This window comes from Empedobacter sp. GD03865 (assembly GCF_029840775.1).
Taxonomy (GTDB): domain Bacteria; phylum Bacteroidota; class Bacteroidia; order Flavobacteriales; family Weeksellaceae; genus Empedobacter; species Empedobacter falsenii_B.
This window is the reverse complement of sequence record NZ_JAOCDF010000028.1, coordinates 28,628-48,044: the sequence shown is the minus strand read 5'-3', so window position 1 is coordinate 48,044 and position 19,417 is coordinate 28,628. Positions and strand designations below refer to the sequence as shown.

The following is a 19,417-nucleotide window of genomic DNA, read 5'->3' as shown; positions in this document are numbered from 1 at the left end:
AAAAATAATAAAGATGCTGAATTTCAAGGAAGAAGTTTAAAGTTATTAGGTAGTCCAGAACCTGTTACCAAAGGATTAAAAAACCCAATGGCTCTAAAAACAATGCACAAAATGAAGCAGCTTATCAATTTCCTTTTGCAAGAAGGTAAAATAGATGAGGACACTCGAATTGTGATTGAGATAGCAAGAGAACTTAACGATGCTAATAGAAGAAAAGCTATTGAAAAATGGAATAACGAGCGAGAAAAGGAAAATCTAAAGTTCAGTGAAACTATTATTGAAATAAATAAAGAATGCAACACCACTTTTAATCCAAGTGATAAAATGCTTCTTCGTAAAATAAGATTATGGGAAGAACAAAATAAAACTTGTCTTTACACAGGTAAATTGATTAAACTTTGTGATGTTTTAGATGGAAATAAATACGATTTAGAGCATACTATTCCTGCAAGTATAAGTTTTGATAATGAGTTACGAAATTTGACTTTAACTGATACGGAATTTAATAGAAATATAAAAAAGAAACAATATCCGTCACAACTTTATAATCATGTAGATATTTTGAATAATATCCAGTTTATGAAAGAAAAGATAGAGCATTTGGAAGATTTATATAAAGAATGGAAAAATAAAGCTTCGTATGCATCTACTAAGGAAATAAAGGATAATTGTATTCAGCGTTATCATTTCATAAAAATGGATTTAGATTATTGGAGTTACAAATACAATACATTTATTTTGGAAGAATATAAGTCAGGCTGGAAAAATAGCCAGTTGCGAGATACTCAAATTATTACAAAATATGCTCTGCCATATTTAAAAACCTTATTTAAAAGAGTGTCAGTAGAAAAAGCAAGTGTTGTAAATGTTTTTAAAGAAGTATATAATGTAAAATTATTAAGTGATAAAAAAAATCGTTCAACTCATAGTCATCACGCTGGTGATGCAAGTATTTTGACATTAATACCATCAGCATTTGATCGCGAAAGAATTCTTAAACTTTATAACGAAGAAAAAGACAATCATACGGGTAAAATTTATCACGAACAACCTAAAGATTGGAAAGATTTCTCCCCAAGTTATATTAAAGAAATCGAGAATGTTATATTAATTAACAATATAGTTGAAAATAGAACTACTGTTCCAACTTATAAAGTGGTACGCAAAAAAGGAAAAATCGTTTGGGAAGATAAATCACTTGATAAAAAACGAATTGCTCAAGGAGATACTATAAGGGGACAATTACATGATGAATCTTTGTATGGAGCAATAAAATTACCATTAAGAAACGAAGAAAATAAAATTTTGTTTGATGATAATGGTAAAATGAAACTTACTGAAGAGCCAATTTTGGTTATTCGAAAAGATTTAGTTTATAAACAAAATGCAGATTCTCCAGGATTTAAAACGCTTGAAGAAGTTGAAAAGGTAATAGTCGATAAAGCTCTTTTTGAAATGATAAAAATGCAAGTGGAAGATGCTGTCGGATTTAAAGAAGCTTTAACAAAAGGTGTTTGGATGTTTGATAAGCAAGGAAACAAAGTAAATAAAATAAGAAGAATACGCTGTAAAGGTTCAATGAAATATAATACAGCATTGAAAGTGCATACGCATGCTTTTACTTCAAAATTCGATTATAAAAAAACAACATTAGCAAAAAGTGGAGAAAACGCACTTTGTTTATTTTATAAAAACGAAGATGGAAAAGCAATGGAGATATTAAGTATTTCTGATGTTGCTCAATTAAAATTTAAGAACGATCGTTCTTATTTTTTAGAACCAGAATACAATACAAAATCAATAGGAAAAGGAAAAAAATCAAAAGAAATACCGCTTTATGCTGTTTTACGTTCTGGGCAAAAAGTATTGTTTTATAAAGATAGTATTGAAGAACTAAAAGAATTAGATAATTCTGATTTAACAAAACGTTTATATAAAGTATATCAATTTGAAAGTGATGGTCGTATGAAGTTTAGAAATCATATGGCAGCAGGAATAGACACTGATTTAAAGAAAGAAAATAAGGAAGGGGCATCTTTTAACTTTGAGAATCCAAGTATCTTTTTAAGAATTAGACAAGGTGAATGGAATTTTGCAATTGACGGAGTTGATTTTGAAATGAAAATGGATGGCTCATTAAAATTTAAATAATATGCTAAAACGTACCATTTACATTGGCAATCCATCTTATTTGAAATTGAAAGACAATCAATTAAAAATAGAAGATGTGATAACCAAAGAAATCAAAGGCTCTGTACCTATTGAAGATTTGGGTTTTTTGGTATTGGATCATTATCAAATAACCATTAGTCATCAACTTATAGTGACATTACAACAAAATAATGTGGCAATTATTAGTTGCGACGATAGTCATATGCCTTTGGGATTGATGTTGCCAATGAATGGACATGTAGAGCATAGTGAACGATTGAAACATCAAATTAATGTTTCTGAACCATTGCGCAAACAGTTGTGGAAACAAACAATAGAAGCTAAAATTTATCAACAGAAAGCATTGTTGAGTAAGTTTGGTTTTGTAGAGGAGCCTATGCAGAATTATTTAACGAATGTAAAATCTGGAGATTCCACGAATATGGAAGGAATTGCTGCGCAATATTATTGGAAACAATTATTTGACAATTTTACGAGAGAACGAGATGGTGATGCTCCTAATAATTTTCTGAATTTTGGATATGCTATTCTTCGAAGTATGGTTGCAAGAGCTTTAGTGAGTTCTGGATTAAATCCTACCATTGGTATTTTTCATCGTAATAAATACAATCCGTATTGCTTGGCTGATGATATAATGGAACCATATCGACCTTATGTTGATGAATTGGTATTAGAATGGATGAATAAGCCTTTTCGACCGACTGAAATGAGTAAAGATGCTAAAGCACATTTATTACAAATAGCAACAAAAGATGTGAAAATAGATGGTTTGAAAAGACCTTTGTTGGTAGCGATAAGCTCTACAACAAGTTCTTTGTATAAGTGTATGACAGGGGAGCAGCGTGTGATTCGTTTTCCTGAAATGACATGAGTTTTAGTCGTTATAATGCTTATCGTATTATGTGGGTTTTAGTTTTGTTTGATTTGCCAACAGAAACAAAAAAGCAAAGAAGTCAAGCTACTCGCTTTAGAAAAGAGTTGATTGACGATGGATTTACTATGTTTCAGTTTTCGATTTATTTGAGACATTGTCCAAGTAGAGAAAATGCTGAGGTACATATAAAACGAACCAAATCTAAATTACCTGAATTTGGGAAAGTAGGAATTATTTGTATTACAGATAAACAATTTGGACAAATGGAAATATTTTTCTCCAAAAAAGAAACCGATTTACCAACAGGTCCACAACAATTAGAATTATTTTAGGAATAAAAAAAATCCGATAGAAAACTCAACTTCTATCGGATTTTACTTTTTTTCTCATTTCTAAATTTCTTCTCAAACCCTTTATAATAATGGTTTGTTAAATGAGGTTGTAAATACTTTGATAAATATACCAAGATTTGAAATCAATTCACAACTTATATTGCTGTTGACAACGACCCAAACGGGTTGTAAATACTTTGATAAATATACCAAGATTTGAAATCAATTCACAACCCACTCCGAAGAGCGGTTAGTTTAGTATATGTTGTAAATACTTTGATAAATATACCAAGATTTGAAATCAATTCACAACAACCAATATTCCAAACGGCTATTACACCGGGTTGTAAATACTTTGATAAATATACCAAGATTTGAAATCAATTCACAACATGTTGCAATTGTTAAAGTATCTGTTACAGGTTGTAAATACTTTGATAAATATACCAAGATTTGAAATCAATTCACAACCGTGTAGCTTTTGTGACAGCATCAAGCACAGTTGTAAATACTTTGATAAATATACCAAGATTTGAAATCAATTCACAACTTTAGACGCTCGAGAAAAAGCATTAGAGGAGTTGTAAATACTTTGATAAATATACCAAGATTTGAAATCAATTCACAACTATAGGATTTATGAAAATGGTAAACCAACAGTTGTAAATACTTTGATAAATATACCAAGATTTGAAATCAATTCACAACTACTTGGGTTCTATGGGAATTATTGGAATGGTTGTAAATACTTTGATAAATATACCAAGATTTGAAATCAATTCACAACTTTTGGACTTTAAAAAATTCAAAATTAAAAGTTGTAAATACTTTGATAAATATACCAAGATTTGAAATCAATTCACAACAATAACTAAACTCTACCAACGAATGAAGATGTTGTAAATACTTTGATAAATATACCAAGATTTGAAATCAATTCACAACCGTCCTATCAAAGAAGTAACATTTAATGTCGTTGTAAATACTTTGATAAATATACCAAGATTTGAAATCAATTCACAACTGTAGATGCCTGGCATAAGCGGTTTAATGCGTTGTAAATACTTTGATAAATATACCAAGATTTGAAATCAATTCACAACTAGCAGCCGAACGCGATGCTTTCGCCAGCGGTTGTAAATACTTTGATAAATATACCAAGATTTGAAATCAATTCACAACTATCAATTAAACAGATATATAGAAGAAAATGTTGTAAATACTTTGATAAATATACCAAGATTTGAAATCAATTCACAACTCAATTTGGAAATACCTACAAGGCTTCTGGGTTGTAAATACTTTGATAAATATACCAAGATTTGAAATCAATTCACAACTAATATTACGCCTTTTGTAACGAAAGTTTTGTTGTAAATACTTTGATAAATATACCAAGATTTGAAATCAATTCACAACTAATCAAAATTGAACCAATTGGAATAATCAGTTGTAAATACTTTGATAAATATACCAAGATTTGAAATCAATTCACAACTAATATTACGCCTTTTGTAACGAAAGTTTTGTTGTAAATACTTTGATAAATATACCAAGATTTGAAATCAATTCACAACGTTGTAGCTAATCCTAAACCAATTCTTTTTGTTGTAAATACTTTGATAAATATACCAAGATTTGAAATCAATTCACAACTCTTCTTTTTGTGCACCTGCATTATCTTTCGTTGTAAATACTTTGATAAATATACCAAGATTTGAAATCAATTCACAACGGAGTTTTAGTAGAAGATTTACTTTCATTTGTTGTAAATACTTTGATAAATATACCAAGATTTGAAATCAATTCACAACTTCAACATATGATACTTATCAAGTTGAAATGTTGTAAATACTTTGATAAATATACCAAGATTTGAAATCAATTCACAACAAGATGCTTGACGTACAATAACTCTTTTTTGTTGTAAATACTTTGATAAATATACCAAGATTTGAAATCAATTCACAACTACCAACAGTCATATCGCTATGAAGTCTTGGTTGTAAATACTTTGATAAATATACCAAGATTTGAAATCAATTCACAACTTTAGATTATTTATCTTGATAATGTTTTTAGTTGTAAATACTTTGATAAATATACCAAGATTTGAAATCAATTCACAACGCTATTATTGTTTTCATTTTTCAATTGTTTGTTGTAAATACTTTGATAAATATACCAAGATTTGAAATCAATTCACAACTCGTTCAAAGTTTTTATCAAATTCATCTGTGTTGTAAATACTTTGATAAATATACCAAGATTTGAAATCAATTCACAACGTTCGTCAATTGCATTCTCGTTGTAATTGGTTGTAAATACTTTGATAAATATACCAAGATTTGAAATCAATTCACAACTGCTGAGCTCTTCTTGGTCTACTAACTTTGGTTGTAAATACTTTGATAAATATACCAAGATTTGAAATCAATTCACAACATAGCTATAAATGGAGATACTGAAAAATCTGTTGTAAATACTTTGATAAATATACCAAGATTTGAAATCAATTCACAACCGCTACTTTATTAATCAATAACGAAGAAGTGTTGTAAATACTTTGATAAATATACCAAGATTTGAAATCAATTCACAACTTATGCTTTAATATTAAATTACTGTGAGAGGTTGTAAATACTTTGATAAATATACCAAGATTTGAAATCAATTCACAACTTTTGAAGTTTTGCTTTTTCTAAGACTTTTGTTGTAAATACTTTGATAAATATACCAAGATTTGAAATCAATTCACAACTTATCTTTCACAAACAAATGCTCGTGCTTTGTTGTAAATACTTTGATAAATATACCAAGATTTGAAATCAATTCACAACCCTTCTACAATTCTCCATTCTTTAAAATTCGTTGTAAATACTTTGATAAATATACCAAGATTTGAAATCAATTCACAACCCAATTTCAGAGCGTGATTGGTGTACTTCTGTTGTAACTACTTACGTAAAATTACTAAAAGTAAAAGGAACTCACAACCTGTTTGTTATCCTCGTAATGAACCCAGTCGTTGTAACTACTTACGTAAAATTACTAAAAAAGCTCTTATCCAAGAGCTTTTTTGTTAAAGAAATGTTTTGGGTAAAAGTACTTTTTACCGAGCTTAAAACAAGGAATCGTCTTGTTTCTCCTCATGCGATACAACGTTTTGTCACTAACGTTAAGCAGCCTCTGCACATCTGCACTGTCGTAGAATCCGTGATCTTTGTCCGTGGGTTGTATATTCGTAATTAATTCTACTAAAAGAAGTTTTAACTCGTTGCTATCCTTCTCTTTTTGTGTAAAAAAGTAAGTGTTCTGCATACGTTTTAATTTACTTAATTCCAGTAATATACAAGTTTTAATTAAATAAAACAAATGATAAGAGGAAGTAGGGATAGGGAGGGGGTGTTAATTTTTTTTATTGATTTTCTGTTTTAATTATTCGAATTTCTTTTTTTAATGTCACTTTTTTTCGTCAAAAAAACTAACGAAAAAAGACTTGGCTGTAAACCTCCCTACTAAAAATGTTCTCATTTCACTAAAGATTTTAAAAACCCTACGGGCTAAAACCTTTTTTACGTTGCATTCAATCATTTTCTTAACGTGTGAGTTTTAATGCCGGTTTCTTCATCCTTTTTTAATATTCAAATTCACTTTTAATAAGGCATTAAAATCCGTCATTTCTGAAGAGTCGAGATTGCTTTAAATAAGAATTTTAAAGGCGACATACGATTTGCAGACGAGTTTCAATCCATTGAAACAAGCGTAAAAAAGATTAGTGAGCGTATGCGAATCATTTAATCTTTTTAGTGAGTAAAATGAAGATTGAACGTCGAAAATCGCAGTCTTGACCTTTTTGGTTCGTTTTTGTGTCAAGACAAAAATGAACATATGTACCTAAGCTCTACTAGAGCTTCTCCTTTTAATTTCAAATGTTTTTTCATCAAGGTTTTCCGAAGGGTATATGTTTTCCTTTTCTTTAATGTCACTTTTTTTCGTCAAAAAAACTAACGAAAAAAGACTTGGCCGTAAACCTCTCTACTAAAAATGTTCTCATTCCACTAAAGATTTTAAAAACCCTACGGGCTAAAACCTTTTTTACGTTTCATTCAATCATTTTCTTAACGTGTGAGTTTTAATGCCGTTTTCTTAATTCTTTTTCAATATTCAAATTCATTTTAACAATGAATTTAAAAACCGTCCTTATTTAAGAATGTTTATTTATTGACCTTTAATATTTTACGTTGATTTATTGTTAATGAATAGGAATTTAAAATCCGACGATTTAGAATCGAAATGTAATTCAACTCTAAATTATTAGAATATAAAAGTTGGAGTGTTTGAGTGAAACGAGTTGCCAACTTTATGGAAATAATTTAGTTAGTTGAATCATTGAGAGTCTACTGTCGGCATCTTTTTTTGTTTCGTTTTTTGGATGAGCAAAAAATGAAAGTAAGAATTTAAAATGGTCACTGAGGTACTCTAAGTGCAGAATCTTTCCATTACTTCTTTTCTAAATCAAATTCATTTTAACAATGAATTTCAAAAACCGTCATTGCTGAAGAGTCGAGTGTCAATTCGACGTAGCGAGTGTTAAAATGATTTACTGTTTACATTTTATATGTGAATGATTTAAAGCATTTAGTGAGTAGTCGTTATTGACCGATTTGGAAGCACTATACCTAAGCTCCACTGGAGCTTCTCCTCTTAATCTCAAATGTTTTTGCGTCAAGGTAAAAATGAATATATGTACCTAAGCTCCACTGGAGCTTCTCCTTTTAATTTCAAATTCTTAATTTCAAATTTTTAATTTCAAATGTTTTTGTGTCAAGACTTCTCCGAAGGGCATATGAATTCATTTAAAAACAATAAGAACTCATGAATAAAAATGAATGTAAAATTCTTTCTATCACTTTTTTATTCATAGCTTATTTATTTTAATTATCGGTATTCATATGCCCTAGGGGGAAGCTCATCCAAAAAAACATTTCCATTGCAATCTTTTCTAATCAGAAAAGGATTTTCTCTACAATCCCTAACGCAAATACAAATCAATATTTACATTAAAGGAACAATTTTTATAAATTACTTTGTAAGTAAGCAATCATTTTCTCAGCAACTTTTTCCGAAGATGCAGGATTTTGACCTGTAAATAATAAACCGTCTTCTACAACATGCACTCCCCAGTCTTCAGTTTTAGAGTAATGACCTCCTAATTTTTCTAATTCAACCTGAACTAAGAATGGAACAACATCTGTTAATTGTACCGCATCTTCTTCAGAATTAGAAAAACCAGTTACATTTTTTCCTTTTACAAAAGGTTCTCCATTACTTAAAGTAACATTCTTGAAAACTCCTGGAGCATGACAAACAGCACCAACTGGCTTACCAGCATTATAGAAATCTAAAATCAATTGTTGAGAATGCACATCATTTGCTAAATCCCATAGTGGTCCATGACCTCCTGGATAGAAAATAGCATCGTAATCCTCAGCTTTTTCATTAGCTAATACATGTGTATTTGCAATTAAAGCTTGAACATTTTCGTCTTTATTGTAACGCTCTGTAGCTTCTGTTTGTGCAGCTTCTGTTTCGCTATTAGGATCTATAGGAGCTTGTCCTCCTTTAGGTGTAGCAATAGTAACTTCGTGTCCAGCATCTACAAATTTGTAGTAAGGAGCAGCAAATTCTTCTACCCAAAATCCTGTTTTATGTCCTGTATTTCCCAATTCATCATGAGAAGTAACAACAAATAATATTTTCATAATTTTAATTATTTAAATTCAACAATAAATTCTTCGTTTGGTAGTCTAACTTTTTTCATAGATCCAATCCAGTCTAATTCAGGATCGGCAACACCAACATACATTAAAGATACACTTTTAAGACCTAACTCGTCTAATTTTAAAACTTTATCTACAATAGCGTTATCAAAACCTTCTACAGGAGTAGTATCAACTTTTAACTCAGCAGCTTGTGCTAATGCAAGCCCTAATGCAATATAAGTTTGACGAGCAGTATGTGCAAAATTTTCCTCTGCTGATGTATTCAAGTAAATACCTTTTATTTTATCTGTATAACTTCCGAAACGACCTCTTGGCAATCCTCTTTCATCTGTAGTAAAATCATATACTTTATCAATTCTTTCTGCTGTATAGTTGTCCCAAGCAGCAAAAATAATTACATGTGAACAATCTCTCATACATTCAGGATTAAGAGCTCCTTTTACCAATTGATTTTTTAAATCTTGGTTCTCTACAACTAATACTTTAAAAGGTTGTAATCCAGATGAAGTAGGTGCTAGTCTAGCAGCTTCTACAATTTTATCAATTTTATCTTGACTAACTTTTTGCGATGGATTGTATGCTTTTACTGCATGTCTCCAATTTAAATCTTCTATTAATGACATTTTTTTAATTATTTCGTTAAAAACACAAACAACATAGCAATTAAAGCAGGAATACCTTGTAAAAAAAATATTTTTTTACCAGAGGTTATACCTCCAAAAATACCTGCAACAGTAATACATCCTAAAAAGAATAGACGAATATTACAACTCCATTCATGATTTTCTATAAGAAAAGACCAAATAAGTCCTGCAATCAAAAAACCGTTATATAATCCTTGATTAGCAGCTAGTCCTTTCGTAGGAGTAAACAAATCTTTTGGTAAAGATTTAAATGTTTTTTTACCTGCTGTTTCCCAAGCAAACATTTCCATCCAAAGAATGTAACAATGTTCAATTGCAACAACTACGGTTAAAGTACTTGCTATAATTTCCATATCTATTGTATTAACCTACAGAAACATTTAATTTAACTTCAATATTTCCACGAGTTGCATTAGAATAAGGACATACTTTATGTGCTGTTTCAATAAGCTTTTGAGCTTCTTCCATTGAAACACCTGGTATATTAGCATGTATCTCAGCTGCAAGACCATAACCTCCGCTTTCTAATTGTCCGATAGCTACTTTTGCTGTAACGCTCGTTTCTCCTGTTTTTATTTTTTGCTGTTTGATCACCAAATTCAAAGCGCTATCAAAACAGGCAGAATATCCTGCTGCAAATAGCATTTCAGGGTTTAAAAAGTCATCATTTGCACCTCCTAATGCTTTTGGAGTACGTACTTGCATATCTAAAACACCGTTTTCACTTTTTACTTGTCCACTTCTACCTCCCGTAGCTGTGGCTTGAGTTTCATATAATTTTTTCATTGTTGTTTGTTTAAAATTTTATTTGCTATTTTTTTTAATTGTTTAAGCTCATCTACAGATATCGCCATTGATTCTAACAATTTTTCAGGAATATCTTTAGCTTTCTCTTTCAAAGCACTTCCTTTTTTGGTCAAAGAAATTACTACAATGCGCTCATCTTCAACATTTCTACTTCTAACAACCATTTCTTTTTGCTCCATTCTTTTTAGTAAGGGTGTTAGTGTACCGCTGTCTAAGAAAAGTTTTTCACCTAATTGCCCTACTGTTTGCTGTTGTTCTTTCCATAAAACCATAAGCACTAAATACTGTGGATAGGTAATATCAAGTGGATCTAAATACAAACGGTACATGTTGATTATCTTTTTTGAAAGCGCATATATGGGAAAACAAAATTGATTATCTAGTTCTAGCGTATCTTTCATAGTTCATCAATATTAAATTACATAACAAAGTTACAAAATTATATTGTACAAAATATAATTTTGTAAAACATTAACAAATGTTTTATTAAAAATTACAATCTGTAAACATTAAGTAATACCTTTTATAATATTTAGAAATAGAATTTTATTAGTTTTTATTTTATTAAGGATAAATATTTTTCATATCCTTTAGCTTTCATTTCTTCTTTTGATATAAACTTTAATGATGCACTATTAATACAATATCTCAATCCTCCTTTATCTTTTGGGCCATCATCAAAAACATGACCTAAATGAGCATTACCAGTTTTACTTCTTACTTCAGTTCTTTTCATTCCAAAAGAATTATCATTTATTTCTTCAATAAGATTTTTACTGATTGGTTTTGAGAAACTTGGCCAGCCACAACCTGATTCAAATTTATCCGTTGACACAAAAAGAGGTTCACCAGTTGTTATGTCTACATAAATTCCTTCTCTAAATTCAGAATTATATTCATTTGAAAAAGGTTTTTCTGTTGCACCATTTTGTGTAACATCGTATTGCAAAGAAGTTAAATGTTTTTTAAGTTCACTTTGGCTTTCTTTGATATATTCTTTTTCTTGAATAGGATTTGCCTTACGAGCATCATCAAATAAACTTGGTGATATATGGCAATATCCTTTTGGATTTTTATTTAAATAATCTTGATGATAATTTTCTGCATCATAAAAATTATGTAAAGGCATATTTTCTACTACAATTTTTTGATTATAATTTTTTTCTAAATCTTTTAACTTCTGATCGATTAATTTAGAGTCAGTTGGGTTTGTATAATAAATTCCTGTTCTATATTGTGTCCCTAAGTCATTTCCTTGTTTGTCTAGACTCGTAGGATCTATTGTCTTAAAATACAAATCAATTAATAATCCTAGATCAACTATATCAGGATTATAAGTTACCTTGACAGTTTCAGCAAAACCAGTTTTACCTGTGATCACTTCTTTATAAGAAGGCTTTTCTATAGTTCCATTAGCATAACCTACAACTGTATTTGTAACCCCTCTGACCTGTTTAAAAAAATGTTCTGTTCCCCAAAAACATCCTCCTGCAAAATATATTTCATTTTCTGATGTGTTATTCATTTTCTGATGTTTATTCGATTTAACTAAATTATTTTTATGAGTTTTACAACTTATACTTGTTAGTATTATTCCTGTAATAATTAATGAGCTTATGATGAATAATTTTTTCATGATTTTTTATTTAAAGATTGAGCTAAAAGAGTGAAACCAAAGCCGAAGTAAGCTATATCTTTTAAAATGAAAAAATCTGTTACAGGAACTCCATCAACAAATTTCCAAATCCCGGGAGTTGTAAAAAGATAACTAAGAGTTGTTCCGAAAATAATAAGAATAGCTATTCCCGCATATTTTTTTAATGATTGATATTTTAAAGTTAAAACAACTAATAATGCTACAAGTAATTCAAGTACTCCAATTATATTAGATACAGTTTGATCACTAAATATTTTATAAATCCAAAACGATAATGGGTGATTTTCTACAAGAGACTTTATAGCTTGAGCCTCTGTTGGTGTAAACTTAAAAATGCCTATCCACACTAAAAGTAATACTGTTCCAAATAGAGGTAAGTAATATCCTATTTTGTAAAGATTTATAAAGGGTGAATTAATATTCAAATTATCTTTATGAGTATGAACTAAATTTTTTGTTTCCATTTTTTAATAATTTTTATTGTATATACGATCTTTTATAATAGTAGTCGTATAAATAATTAAAACCTGACAAAAAAAATCTATTTTTTTTTGTTAGATATTAATCTTTCTATAATTTTTACAAAAAAAAAAACCATTGTAAATGTATCATTTAAAATGGTTTGAGTTTTTTTATTGTTTTATGAATTTATCTTAAATTTCATTAAATATGTGATGTATTATAATTAAAATAAAAATTAACTTTAGACTATACTTTGGAAATTATTTAATAAATATTTTAGTCTTAAAAATAGCAGTTTAAAAAGAAAATATTATTTATACACTTTATTTTTTGATGATAAACATTCGTAATGTATTTACTCATGTTTACAATGAGTTTCTATTTTGGACTTTATTTTAGATTTTAGAGCATCTACATTAATTAATTTTTCTTTTGAATTTTGTTTATTCAAAAGATTATCTATTAGCTTTACTTTTTTGTAGTAAGAAGCGCACCATTTACAACTATAAATATGTAAATTCAATCTCAAATTTTGAATTAATGAGATTTTTTTTGCATTTTTTTTCTCTATTTCAAATGTTATTTCATTACAAGGCATAATAACCCAATGAATAATTTTATTCCACATAAGTTAATTTTTAATTAGATAAATTAGATTCAATGCACTCTCTTAATTGTAATCTAGCTCTTTGAAGAATCTTCCATAAATTAGTCGATGTAATTCCTATTTCCTGACAAACAAGTTCTGTTTTTTTTTGTTTTAAATAGTATAGTTTTATAGGAATTAACCATTTATTAGGTAATTTTTCTAAACAATTTTCTAAATAGTTTTCTCTAATATTATTTTCATTTTCTGTCCAATCATTTAATATATTTTTATCAATCCAATTACCATTTTCATCAAAAAAATAATCTAAAGTGATCTCATTTTTATTATTATATTTTTTTCTGTAAAAATCAGAAATTTTATTTTTCAAAATACTAATTAACCAAGTTTTTACAGAGCTATTCCATTGAAATTTTTCATAATTTTCAAAAGCTGAAATAAAAACATCTTGTACTAAATCTTCTGCATCTTCTTTGCTAGATATTAAATAGTTAGTTTTTTTTAATAGGTCCAATGTATAATCATCAATCCATTTTTGGATATTAATATTTTTATCTTTATTTATCATAGGTATATTTTTATAGAAAAGTAATATTTTATATCATAGAAAAAAAACTATAAAAAATGATTACTTTTTCTTATTGCAAAATTTCAAGTATTTTCTTCTAAAGTTGGAATAAATATAGAAAGTTCTAAAGCATTTAGTGAGTAGTAATTATTGACCGACTTGTATGCACGGACTTGATTTTTTTGGTTCGCTTTGGATCAAGCCAAAATGAATATATAATCTTTTCTAACCACAATAGAAGCATAGGTTTTTGCTACGTTCTACGCTTGACGTAATACGTTTTCAAATAACAGCGAATTTTAGCTAGAATAACGGTATTAACAACCATTCAGTATTTCAATAAAGAAACATAAATAATCTCAAAATTAATCTAGTTCAATAATGCACTACGGGTTATATGTAGTTTTTTAAAGATATTGAAAATAATTGTTGTAAAGCATTTTTTAGTAAGGTATTTTGTACAATCAAAAAATGTTTCTATCTTTGAGATAACCACAGAAAAGAAATGCAAACAATTAAAGAAAATATTAAACCTTTATTTGTTGGAATGAATAAGCAAACTTCTGCTTTACTTTCCAAAATTGTATTTGCTCAATATTCACACTAGAATATTGCAGATTATTTGTTGACGAATTTCGTCATCTATATCCCTTTTCATCAAAATAACAAACAAAATACGATATGCCACTTTATCATCATTTGGGAGAATTCCCACAAAAGCGACATACGGTATTCCGAAAACCAAATGGAGAATTATATGCAGAAGAATTAGTTTCTACGCATGGATTTTCGAGTACGTATTCCAATGTTTACCACTGTTATCCACCAACTTTGGTAAAAGCGATTAGCGAACCTTATTCGGTAGAGCCAAAAATTGCCCGCGCAAAACATTTAAAACATACCTCTTTAAAAGGTTTTAAAGTAAAACCTACCAAAGATTATTTAGAATCTCGTGTACCAGTTTTGGTTAACAATGATTTGCATATTTCATTGGCTGCGCCACAAGAATCGATGACTGATTATTTCTACAAAAATTCGATGGCGGATGAAGTAATTTTTATACACGAAGGTTCTGGAGTTTTAAAAACTGGTTATGGACAAATTGAATTTGAATATGGAGATTATTTAGTGATTCCACGTGGAATTATTTATCAACTTCATTTTAATGATTCTAATAACCGATTGTTTATTACAGAATCATTTAGCCCAGTTGAAACACCTCGTCGTTATCGCAATCATTTTGGACAGTTAATGGAACATTCGCCTTTTTGCGAGCGCGATATTAAACGTCCTCAAAATCTTGAAACAAATGATGAACACGGAGATTTCAAGATTATGATCAAAAAAGAAGGATTAATTTATCCTTACGTTTATGGAACTCATCCTTTCGATTTTGTAGGTTGGGATGGTTATCATTATCCATGGGCTTTTTCTATTCATAATTTCGAGCCAATTACAGGACGTATCCATCAACCGCCACCTGTTCATCAAACTTTCGAAGGTGCAGGTTTTGTGATTTGTAGTTTTGTTCCGCGTCTTTTCGATTATCATCCAAATGCGATTCCAGCACCTTATAACCATAGTAATGTCGATTCTGATGAGATATTATATTATGTGGATGGAGATTTTATGTCGAGAAAATCGGTGGAGAAAGGACAAATTACATTACATCCAGCAGGAATTCCGCATGGTCCACATCCTGGTACAGTTGAAAAATCAATTGGAGCGAAAGAAACACACGAATTAGCGGTGATGATTGATCCTTTCCGTCCATTGATGTTAACTGAACAAGCGTTAGAAATAGAAGATCCAGATTATTATAAATCTTGGCTTTATTAAAAGTTATGAGTTATGAGTTATGAGTTATGAGTTGCGCGATTTGTCATCGTGAACTTGTTTCAATATCTCATAAGTTAATTTGAAGAAAAGCTGGAATAAATTAAGCTTGGCGTAACTGTCATTCTGAGCTTGTCGAAGAATCTAAATAATTATAGTAAAACTTAATACATTTTACTTTTTACTGAATACAATAAAATAAAAAACACAATAAAAATGAGTACACAAACATTTGCTGAAAAAATAGCATTAGCACAAGACTTTCTTCCAATTAATGGAACCGATTATATCGAGTTTTATGTTGGTAATGCAAAACAATCTGCACATTATTACAAAACAGCTTTTGGATTTCAGGAAGTTGCGTATGCTGGCCCAGAAACTGGAGTGAGAGATAGAGCTTCTTATGTTTTACAACAAGGGAAGATTCGTTTGGTATTAACTTCTGGTTTAAAATCAGATTCTCCAATTTGTCAACATGCAATGAAACATGGTGATGGAGTTAAAATTTTAGCACTTTGGGTAGATGATGCGTACGATGCTTTTGAGCAAACAACGAAACGTGGAGGAAAACCTTATATGGAACCAACTACGATTACAGATGAGTTTGGTGAAGTAAAAATGTCTGGAATTTATACATACGGAGAAACGATTCATATGTTTATTGAGCGTAAAAATTATGAAGGTCCTTTTATGCCTGGTTATGTGAAATCTGAATCAACATATCAACCAACAGATTGCGGTTTATTGTATGTGGATCATTGCGTTGGTAATGTAGGCTGGAATCGCATGAACGAGGCGGTAGCTTGGTATCAAGATGTAATGGGATTTGTAAATATTTTATCGTTTGATGATAAGCAAATCAATACAGAATATTCAGCATTAATGTCGAAAGTGATGAGTAACGGAAATGGTTATTCAAAATTCCCTATTAATGAGCCTGCAGAAGGTCAAAAGAAATCTCAAGTTGAAGAATATTTAGATTTTTACGAAGGAGAAGGTGTGCAACATATTGCAGTTGCAACTAAGGATATTGTAAAAACTGTGACAGAACTTAAATCTCGTGGAGTTGAGTTTTTATCAGCGCCACCAGAGGCTTATTACGATATGATTCCAGAGCGCGTTGGTGAAATTGATGAGGATATTAAGAAGTTACAAGATCTAGGAATTTTGGTTGATTGTGATGAAGAAGGTTATTTGTTACAAATTTTTACGAAACCAGTCGAAGATCGTCCAACATTATTCTACGAAATTATCGAGCGTCATGGAGCGCAATCGTTTGGAGCAGGTAATTTCAAAGCATTGTTCGAAGCATTAGAAAGAGAACAAGAACGTCGAGGAAATTTATAAATAGATATTTTTTTAAAGCCATTGGATTATTTCTAATGGCTTTTTTCTTAATCAAATATTAAGTTTTGTGTAAGGAGGTTTCAAATACATTTGTTCAATAAAATGAATGTGAAAATGAACCAAATTAAAACAAAAACGATAGTTATGAATTGTGTATTACTTTCAATATTTTCGATAAAAGGAAATGCACAAGATACAATTCAGCAAACTAAAACCGATTCTATTCAACTTGATTCTATTCCAAAGCAAACATTTAATCCAGAAGATAAAGTTTATCATTTCAACGACAAAAAGTTGATTATTCCTGCGACTTTAATTACATACGGAAGTTTGAGTTTGGCAATTCCAGCATTGGATAATTTAAATAAATCTACTCAAAACGAAATTTTAGAAGATAAAACAAAAGGAAATAAATTTGATAATTATACACAATATTTACCTGCAGTAGCGGTTTTTGGATTGAATTTGGCTGGCGTTCAAGGGAAACATAATTTACGAGATCGTACAATAATTTTTGCAACTTCTCAAATCATCAATACAGGTTTGGTGATGGGGCTAAAACACACTGTACAAGAAGAAAGACCCGATGGTACAAACAATCTTTCTTTTCCTTCTGGACATACGGCGAATGCGTTTTCTACGGCTCAATTTATGTTTCGAGAATATCAAGATTCTAATTTTTGGTTGAGTTTGGCTGGATATCCTTTGGCAGCTTTTACAGGTGTTTATCGTGTTATCAACAATCGCCATTGGGTTGGAGATGTTGTTGCTGGAGCGGGAATAGGAATTTTATCGACGGAATTGGCGTATTGGTTATTTCCTACGATTAACAATTGGTTTTCTGCAAAGAATAAAGAGTCAAAAATAGCAACAATGGTTTTTCCTGTGTATCAAAATAATCAAGCAGGAGTTGGTTTGGTGATGAGGTTTTAATAGAATTGAGTTTTGGATAATGTAATAGCTACACTAAAAAAGCAAAATTTCAATGAATATTTCAACTAACATTCATTAGTTTTATAAAAAATCATTATCTTCAACGCTCAAAACTGCAAATAAATAAAATGAAGAATATAGAACTAACGATTCCAAAATTGGGAGAAAGTGTTGAGTCTGTACAATTAGTTCGTTTTACAAAAAACGTTGGCGATTTCATTCAAGAGGATGAGGTAATTGCCGAAGTTTCGACGGATAAAGTAGATTCTGATGTGCCTTCTACAACTGCTGGAAAGATTATTGAGTTTAGATTTAATGAAGGAGATGAAATAAAAATTGGAGAAGTTTTCGCTTTAATTGAGCCTTCAGAAACTCAACAACAATCAGCTCAAAAAACTGAAAATGTTGAAGAAAAAAAGATTGAAACTGTTACAACTTCGCAAGTTATAAATTCAATCGATACAAATCAATTTTTATCACCTTTGGTAAAAAGTATTATCCAAAAAGAAAATCTTCAATCAACAGATATTTCACAAATAAAAGGTTCTGGTCGTGATGGAAGAATTTCGAAAAATGATGTATTAAATTATATTCAAAATAAACCATTTACAACTAATAATTCAAGTAATACTTTAAATAAAAATAATATAGTTTCAAGTTCTTCTTATGGAGCGAAAGATGAAATTATTGAGATGGATAAAATGCGTCAATTGATTTCAAAACACATGAAAAAGAGTAAACAAACTTCGCCTCATGTGACGGCTTATGTAGAACCTGATGTTACGAATTTTGTGAAATGGCGCGAAGAAAATAAAGCTGCTTTTGAAGCTAAATACAAACAAAAATTGACATTTACGCCGTTAATTGTAGATTGTGTTGTTCGTGCAATTAAAGATTTTCCAATGATTAATGTATCAGTTGATGAAACTGAGACTAAAATAATCAAACACAATGAGATAAATATTGGAATTGCAACTGCTTTACCAAGTAATAATTTGATTGTTCCTGTCATTCATCAAGCCAATGAATTAAATTTAGAAGGTTTAGTAAAAGGTGTAAATTCAATTGTAGATAAAGCAAGAAATAATAAACTTTCGCCAGATGATGTTCGTGGAGGAACGTTTACAATAAGTAATGTGGGAACTTTTGGTAATTTGATGGGAACGCCAATTATCAATCAACCTGAAGTGGCAATTTTAGCGACTGGCGTGATCAAGAAAAAACCTGCGGTTTTGGAAACTGAGTTCGGAGATATTATTGTGGCGAGGCAATTTATGTATTTGTCACTTTCGTTTGATCATCGTGTGATAGACGGATCTTTGGGAGGCGTTTTCTTGAAACGAATTTCAGATTACATGGAGAATTGGGATGTTAACACGCAAATTTAATCAG

17 protein-coding genes and 1 CRISPR repeat array are annotated in these 19,417 nt (G+C 29.9%); of the genes, 7 read left to right on the top strand and 10 right to left on the bottom strand.

Annotated features, from left to right (window positions below; genetic code table 11):
- From cas9 to cas2, 3 genes are all read left to right on the top strand, one after another.
- The coding region (gene cas9 / locus N5D46_RS10990; RefSeq protein ID WP_280049967.1) for a type II CRISPR RNA-guided endonuclease Cas9 at positions 1-2,151 on the top strand (2,151 nt) is incomplete at its 5' end.
- 1 nt (position 2,152) lies between these two features.
- Entirely contained in the window at positions 2,153-3,043 is an 891-nt protein-coding gene (gene cas1, locus N5D46_RS10985; protein ID WP_180906565.1) for a type II CRISPR-associated endonuclease Cas1, read from the top strand.
- Positions 3,040-3,378: a CRISPR-associated endonuclease Cas2 gene (gene cas2, locus N5D46_RS10980; RefSeq protein ID WP_019976220.1), complete on the top strand. Its 339-nt coding sequence runs from the start codon at positions 3,040-3,042 to the stop codon at positions 3,376-3,378. Before cas1 ends, cas2 begins: the two co-directional genes overlap by 4 nt.
- A gap of 106 nt (positions 3,379-3,484) precedes the next feature.
- Positions 3,485-4,244: a CRISPR direct-repeat array (repeat unit 49 nt; unit sequence GTTGTAAATACTTTGATAAATATACCAAGATTTGAAATCAATTCACAAC).
- 2,197 nt (positions 4,245-6,441) lie between these two features.
- On the opposite strand, the gene N5D46_RS10975 is transcribed toward cas2, so the two are convergent.
- The 10 genes from N5D46_RS10975 to N5D46_RS10930 all read right to left on the bottom strand — a co-directional run bounded on the left by N5D46_RS10975 (position 6,442) and on the right by N5D46_RS10930 (position 13,909).
- Positions 6,442-6,699: a helix-turn-helix domain-containing protein gene (locus N5D46_RS10975; RefSeq protein WP_260543027.1), complete on the bottom strand. Its 258-nt coding sequence runs from the start codon at positions 6,697-6,699 to the stop codon at positions 6,442-6,444.
- A gap of 1,757 nt (positions 6,700-8,456) precedes the next feature.
- A complete protein-coding gene (locus N5D46_RS10970) occupies positions 8,457-9,143 on the bottom strand; it encodes a type 1 glutamine amidotransferase domain-containing protein (RefSeq protein WP_038330677.1) in 687 nt (228 codons plus the stop codon).
- An 8-nt stretch (positions 9,144-9,151) separates the two neighbouring features.
- On the bottom strand, positions 9,152-9,787 hold the full coding sequence (locus N5D46_RS10965; protein WP_280049965.1) for a nitroreductase family protein: 636 nt from the start codon (positions 9,785-9,787) through the stop codon (positions 9,152-9,154).
- Positions 9,788-9,795: 8 nt separating this feature from the next.
- Positions 9,796-10,161, bottom strand: coding sequence for a DUF1304 domain-containing protein (locus N5D46_RS10960; protein WP_280049964.1), 366 nt, complete (start codon positions 10,159-10,161; stop codon positions 9,796-9,798).
- Positions 10,162-10,171: 10 nt separating this feature from the next.
- Complete coding sequence (locus N5D46_RS10955; protein ID WP_180906578.1) at positions 10,172-10,594, bottom strand: organic hydroperoxide resistance protein; 423 nt, start codon at positions 10,592-10,594, stop codon at positions 10,172-10,174.
- Positions 10,591-11,016: a MarR family transcriptional regulator gene (locus N5D46_RS10950; protein WP_280049963.1), complete on the bottom strand. Its 426-nt coding sequence runs from the start codon at positions 11,014-11,016 to the stop codon at positions 10,591-10,593. Before N5D46_RS10950 ends, N5D46_RS10955 begins: the two co-directional genes overlap by 4 nt.
- 155 nt (positions 11,017-11,171) lie before the next feature.
- Positions 11,172-12,251 (bottom strand): peptide-methionine (R)-S-oxide reductase MsrB, encoded by a 1,080-nt coding sequence (gene msrB / locus N5D46_RS10945; protein WP_115000181.1) that lies wholly within the window; start codon positions 12,249-12,251, stop codon positions 11,172-11,174.
- Positions 12,248-12,736: a DUF417 family protein gene (locus N5D46_RS10940; protein ID WP_280049962.1), complete on the bottom strand. Its 489-nt coding sequence runs from the start codon at positions 12,734-12,736 to the stop codon at positions 12,248-12,250. The genes msrB and N5D46_RS10940 overlap by 4 nt, the downstream gene beginning before the upstream one ends.
- A gap of 353 nt (positions 12,737-13,089) precedes the next feature.
- Entirely contained in the window at positions 13,090-13,362 is a 273-nt protein-coding gene (locus N5D46_RS10935; protein ID WP_115000184.1) for a hypothetical protein, read from the bottom strand.
- A gap of 10 nt (positions 13,363-13,372) precedes the next feature.
- On the bottom strand, positions 13,373-13,909 hold the full coding sequence (locus N5D46_RS10930; protein WP_038337322.1) for a sigma-70 family RNA polymerase sigma factor: 537 nt from the start codon (positions 13,907-13,909) through the stop codon (positions 13,373-13,375).
- Positions 13,910-14,590: 681 nt separating this feature from the next.
- Here N5D46_RS10930 and N5D46_RS10925 point away from each other — a divergent pair.
- The 4 genes from N5D46_RS10925 (at position 14,591) to N5D46_RS10910 (ending at position 19,413) form a co-directional block, all read left to right on the top strand.
- The gene (locus N5D46_RS10925; RefSeq protein ID WP_038337326.1) at positions 14,591-15,748 is read left to right on the top strand and encodes a homogentisate 1,2-dioxygenase; all 1,158 of its coding nucleotides are present in this window, start codon (positions 14,591-14,593) and stop codon (positions 15,746-15,748) included.
- Between the two features lie 213 nt (positions 15,749-15,961).
- A complete protein-coding gene (gene hppD / locus N5D46_RS10920) occupies positions 15,962-17,092 on the top strand; it encodes a 4-hydroxyphenylpyruvate dioxygenase (protein ID WP_125350265.1) in 1,131 nt (376 codons plus the stop codon).
- A gap of 144 nt (positions 17,093-17,236) precedes the next feature.
- On the top strand, positions 17,237-18,025 hold the full coding sequence (locus tag N5D46_RS10915) for a phosphatase PAP2 family protein (protein ID WP_280049960.1): 789 nt from the start codon (positions 17,237-17,239) through the stop codon (positions 18,023-18,025).
- 128 nt (positions 18,026-18,153) lie between these two features.
- Positions 18,154-19,413 (top strand): dihydrolipoamide acetyltransferase family protein, encoded by a 1,260-nt coding sequence (locus N5D46_RS10910; RefSeq protein WP_125350266.1) that lies wholly within the window; start codon positions 18,154-18,156, stop codon positions 19,411-19,413.
- The last annotated feature ends 4 nt before the right edge of the window (positions 19,414-19,417 follow it).

Coding starts and splice junctions, on each gene's coding strand:
- cas2 (WP_019976220.1), top strand. CDS start 3,040: ATGAGTTTTAGTCGTTATAATGCTTATCGTATTATGTGGGTTTTAGTT.
- hppD (WP_125350265.1), top strand. CDS start 15,962: ATGAGTACACAAACATTTGCTGAAAAAATAGCATTAGCACAAGACTTT.
- N5D46_RS10975 (WP_260543027.1), bottom strand. CDS start 6,699: ATGCAGAACACTTACTTTTTTACACAAAAAGAGAAGGATAGCAACGAG.
- N5D46_RS10925 (WP_038337326.1), top strand. CDS start 14,591: ATGCCACTTTATCATCATTTGGGAGAATTCCCACAAAAGCGACATACG.
- N5D46_RS10960 (WP_280049964.1), bottom strand. CDS start 10,161: ATGGAAATTATAGCAAGTACTTTAACCGTAGTTGTTGCAATTGAACAT.
- N5D46_RS10915 (WP_280049960.1), top strand. CDS start 17,237: ATGAATTGTGTATTACTTTCAATATTTTCGATAAAAGGAAATGCACAA.
- N5D46_RS10955 (WP_180906578.1), bottom strand. CDS start 10,594: ATGAAAAAATTATATGAAACTCAAGCCACAGCTACGGGAGGTAGAAGT.
- N5D46_RS10930 (WP_038337322.1), bottom strand. CDS start 13,909: ATGATAAATAAAGATAAAAATATTAATATCCAAAAATGGATTGATGAT.
- N5D46_RS10970 (WP_038330677.1), bottom strand. CDS start 9,143: ATGAAAATATTATTTGTTGTTACTTCTCATGATGAATTGGGAAATACA.
- N5D46_RS10910 (WP_125350266.1), top strand. CDS start 18,154: ATGAAGAATATAGAACTAACGATTCCAAAATTGGGAGAAAGTGTTGAG.
- N5D46_RS10965 (WP_280049965.1), bottom strand. CDS start 9,787: ATGTCATTAATAGAAGATTTAAATTGGAGACATGCAGTAAAAGCATAC.
- msrB (WP_115000181.1), bottom strand. CDS start 12,251: ATGAAAAAATTATTCATCATAAGCTCATTAATTATTACAGGAATAATA.
- cas1 (WP_180906565.1), top strand. CDS start 2,153: ATGCTAAAACGTACCATTTACATTGGCAATCCATCTTATTTGAAATTG.
- N5D46_RS10935 (WP_115000184.1), bottom strand. CDS start 13,362: ATGTGGAATAAAATTATTCATTGGGTTATTATGCCTTGTAATGAAATA.
- N5D46_RS10940 (WP_280049962.1), bottom strand. CDS start 12,736: ATGGAAACAAAAAATTTAGTTCATACTCATAAAGATAATTTGAATATT.
- N5D46_RS10950 (WP_280049963.1), bottom strand. CDS start 11,016: ATGAAAGATACGCTAGAACTAGATAATCAATTTTGTTTTCCCATATAT.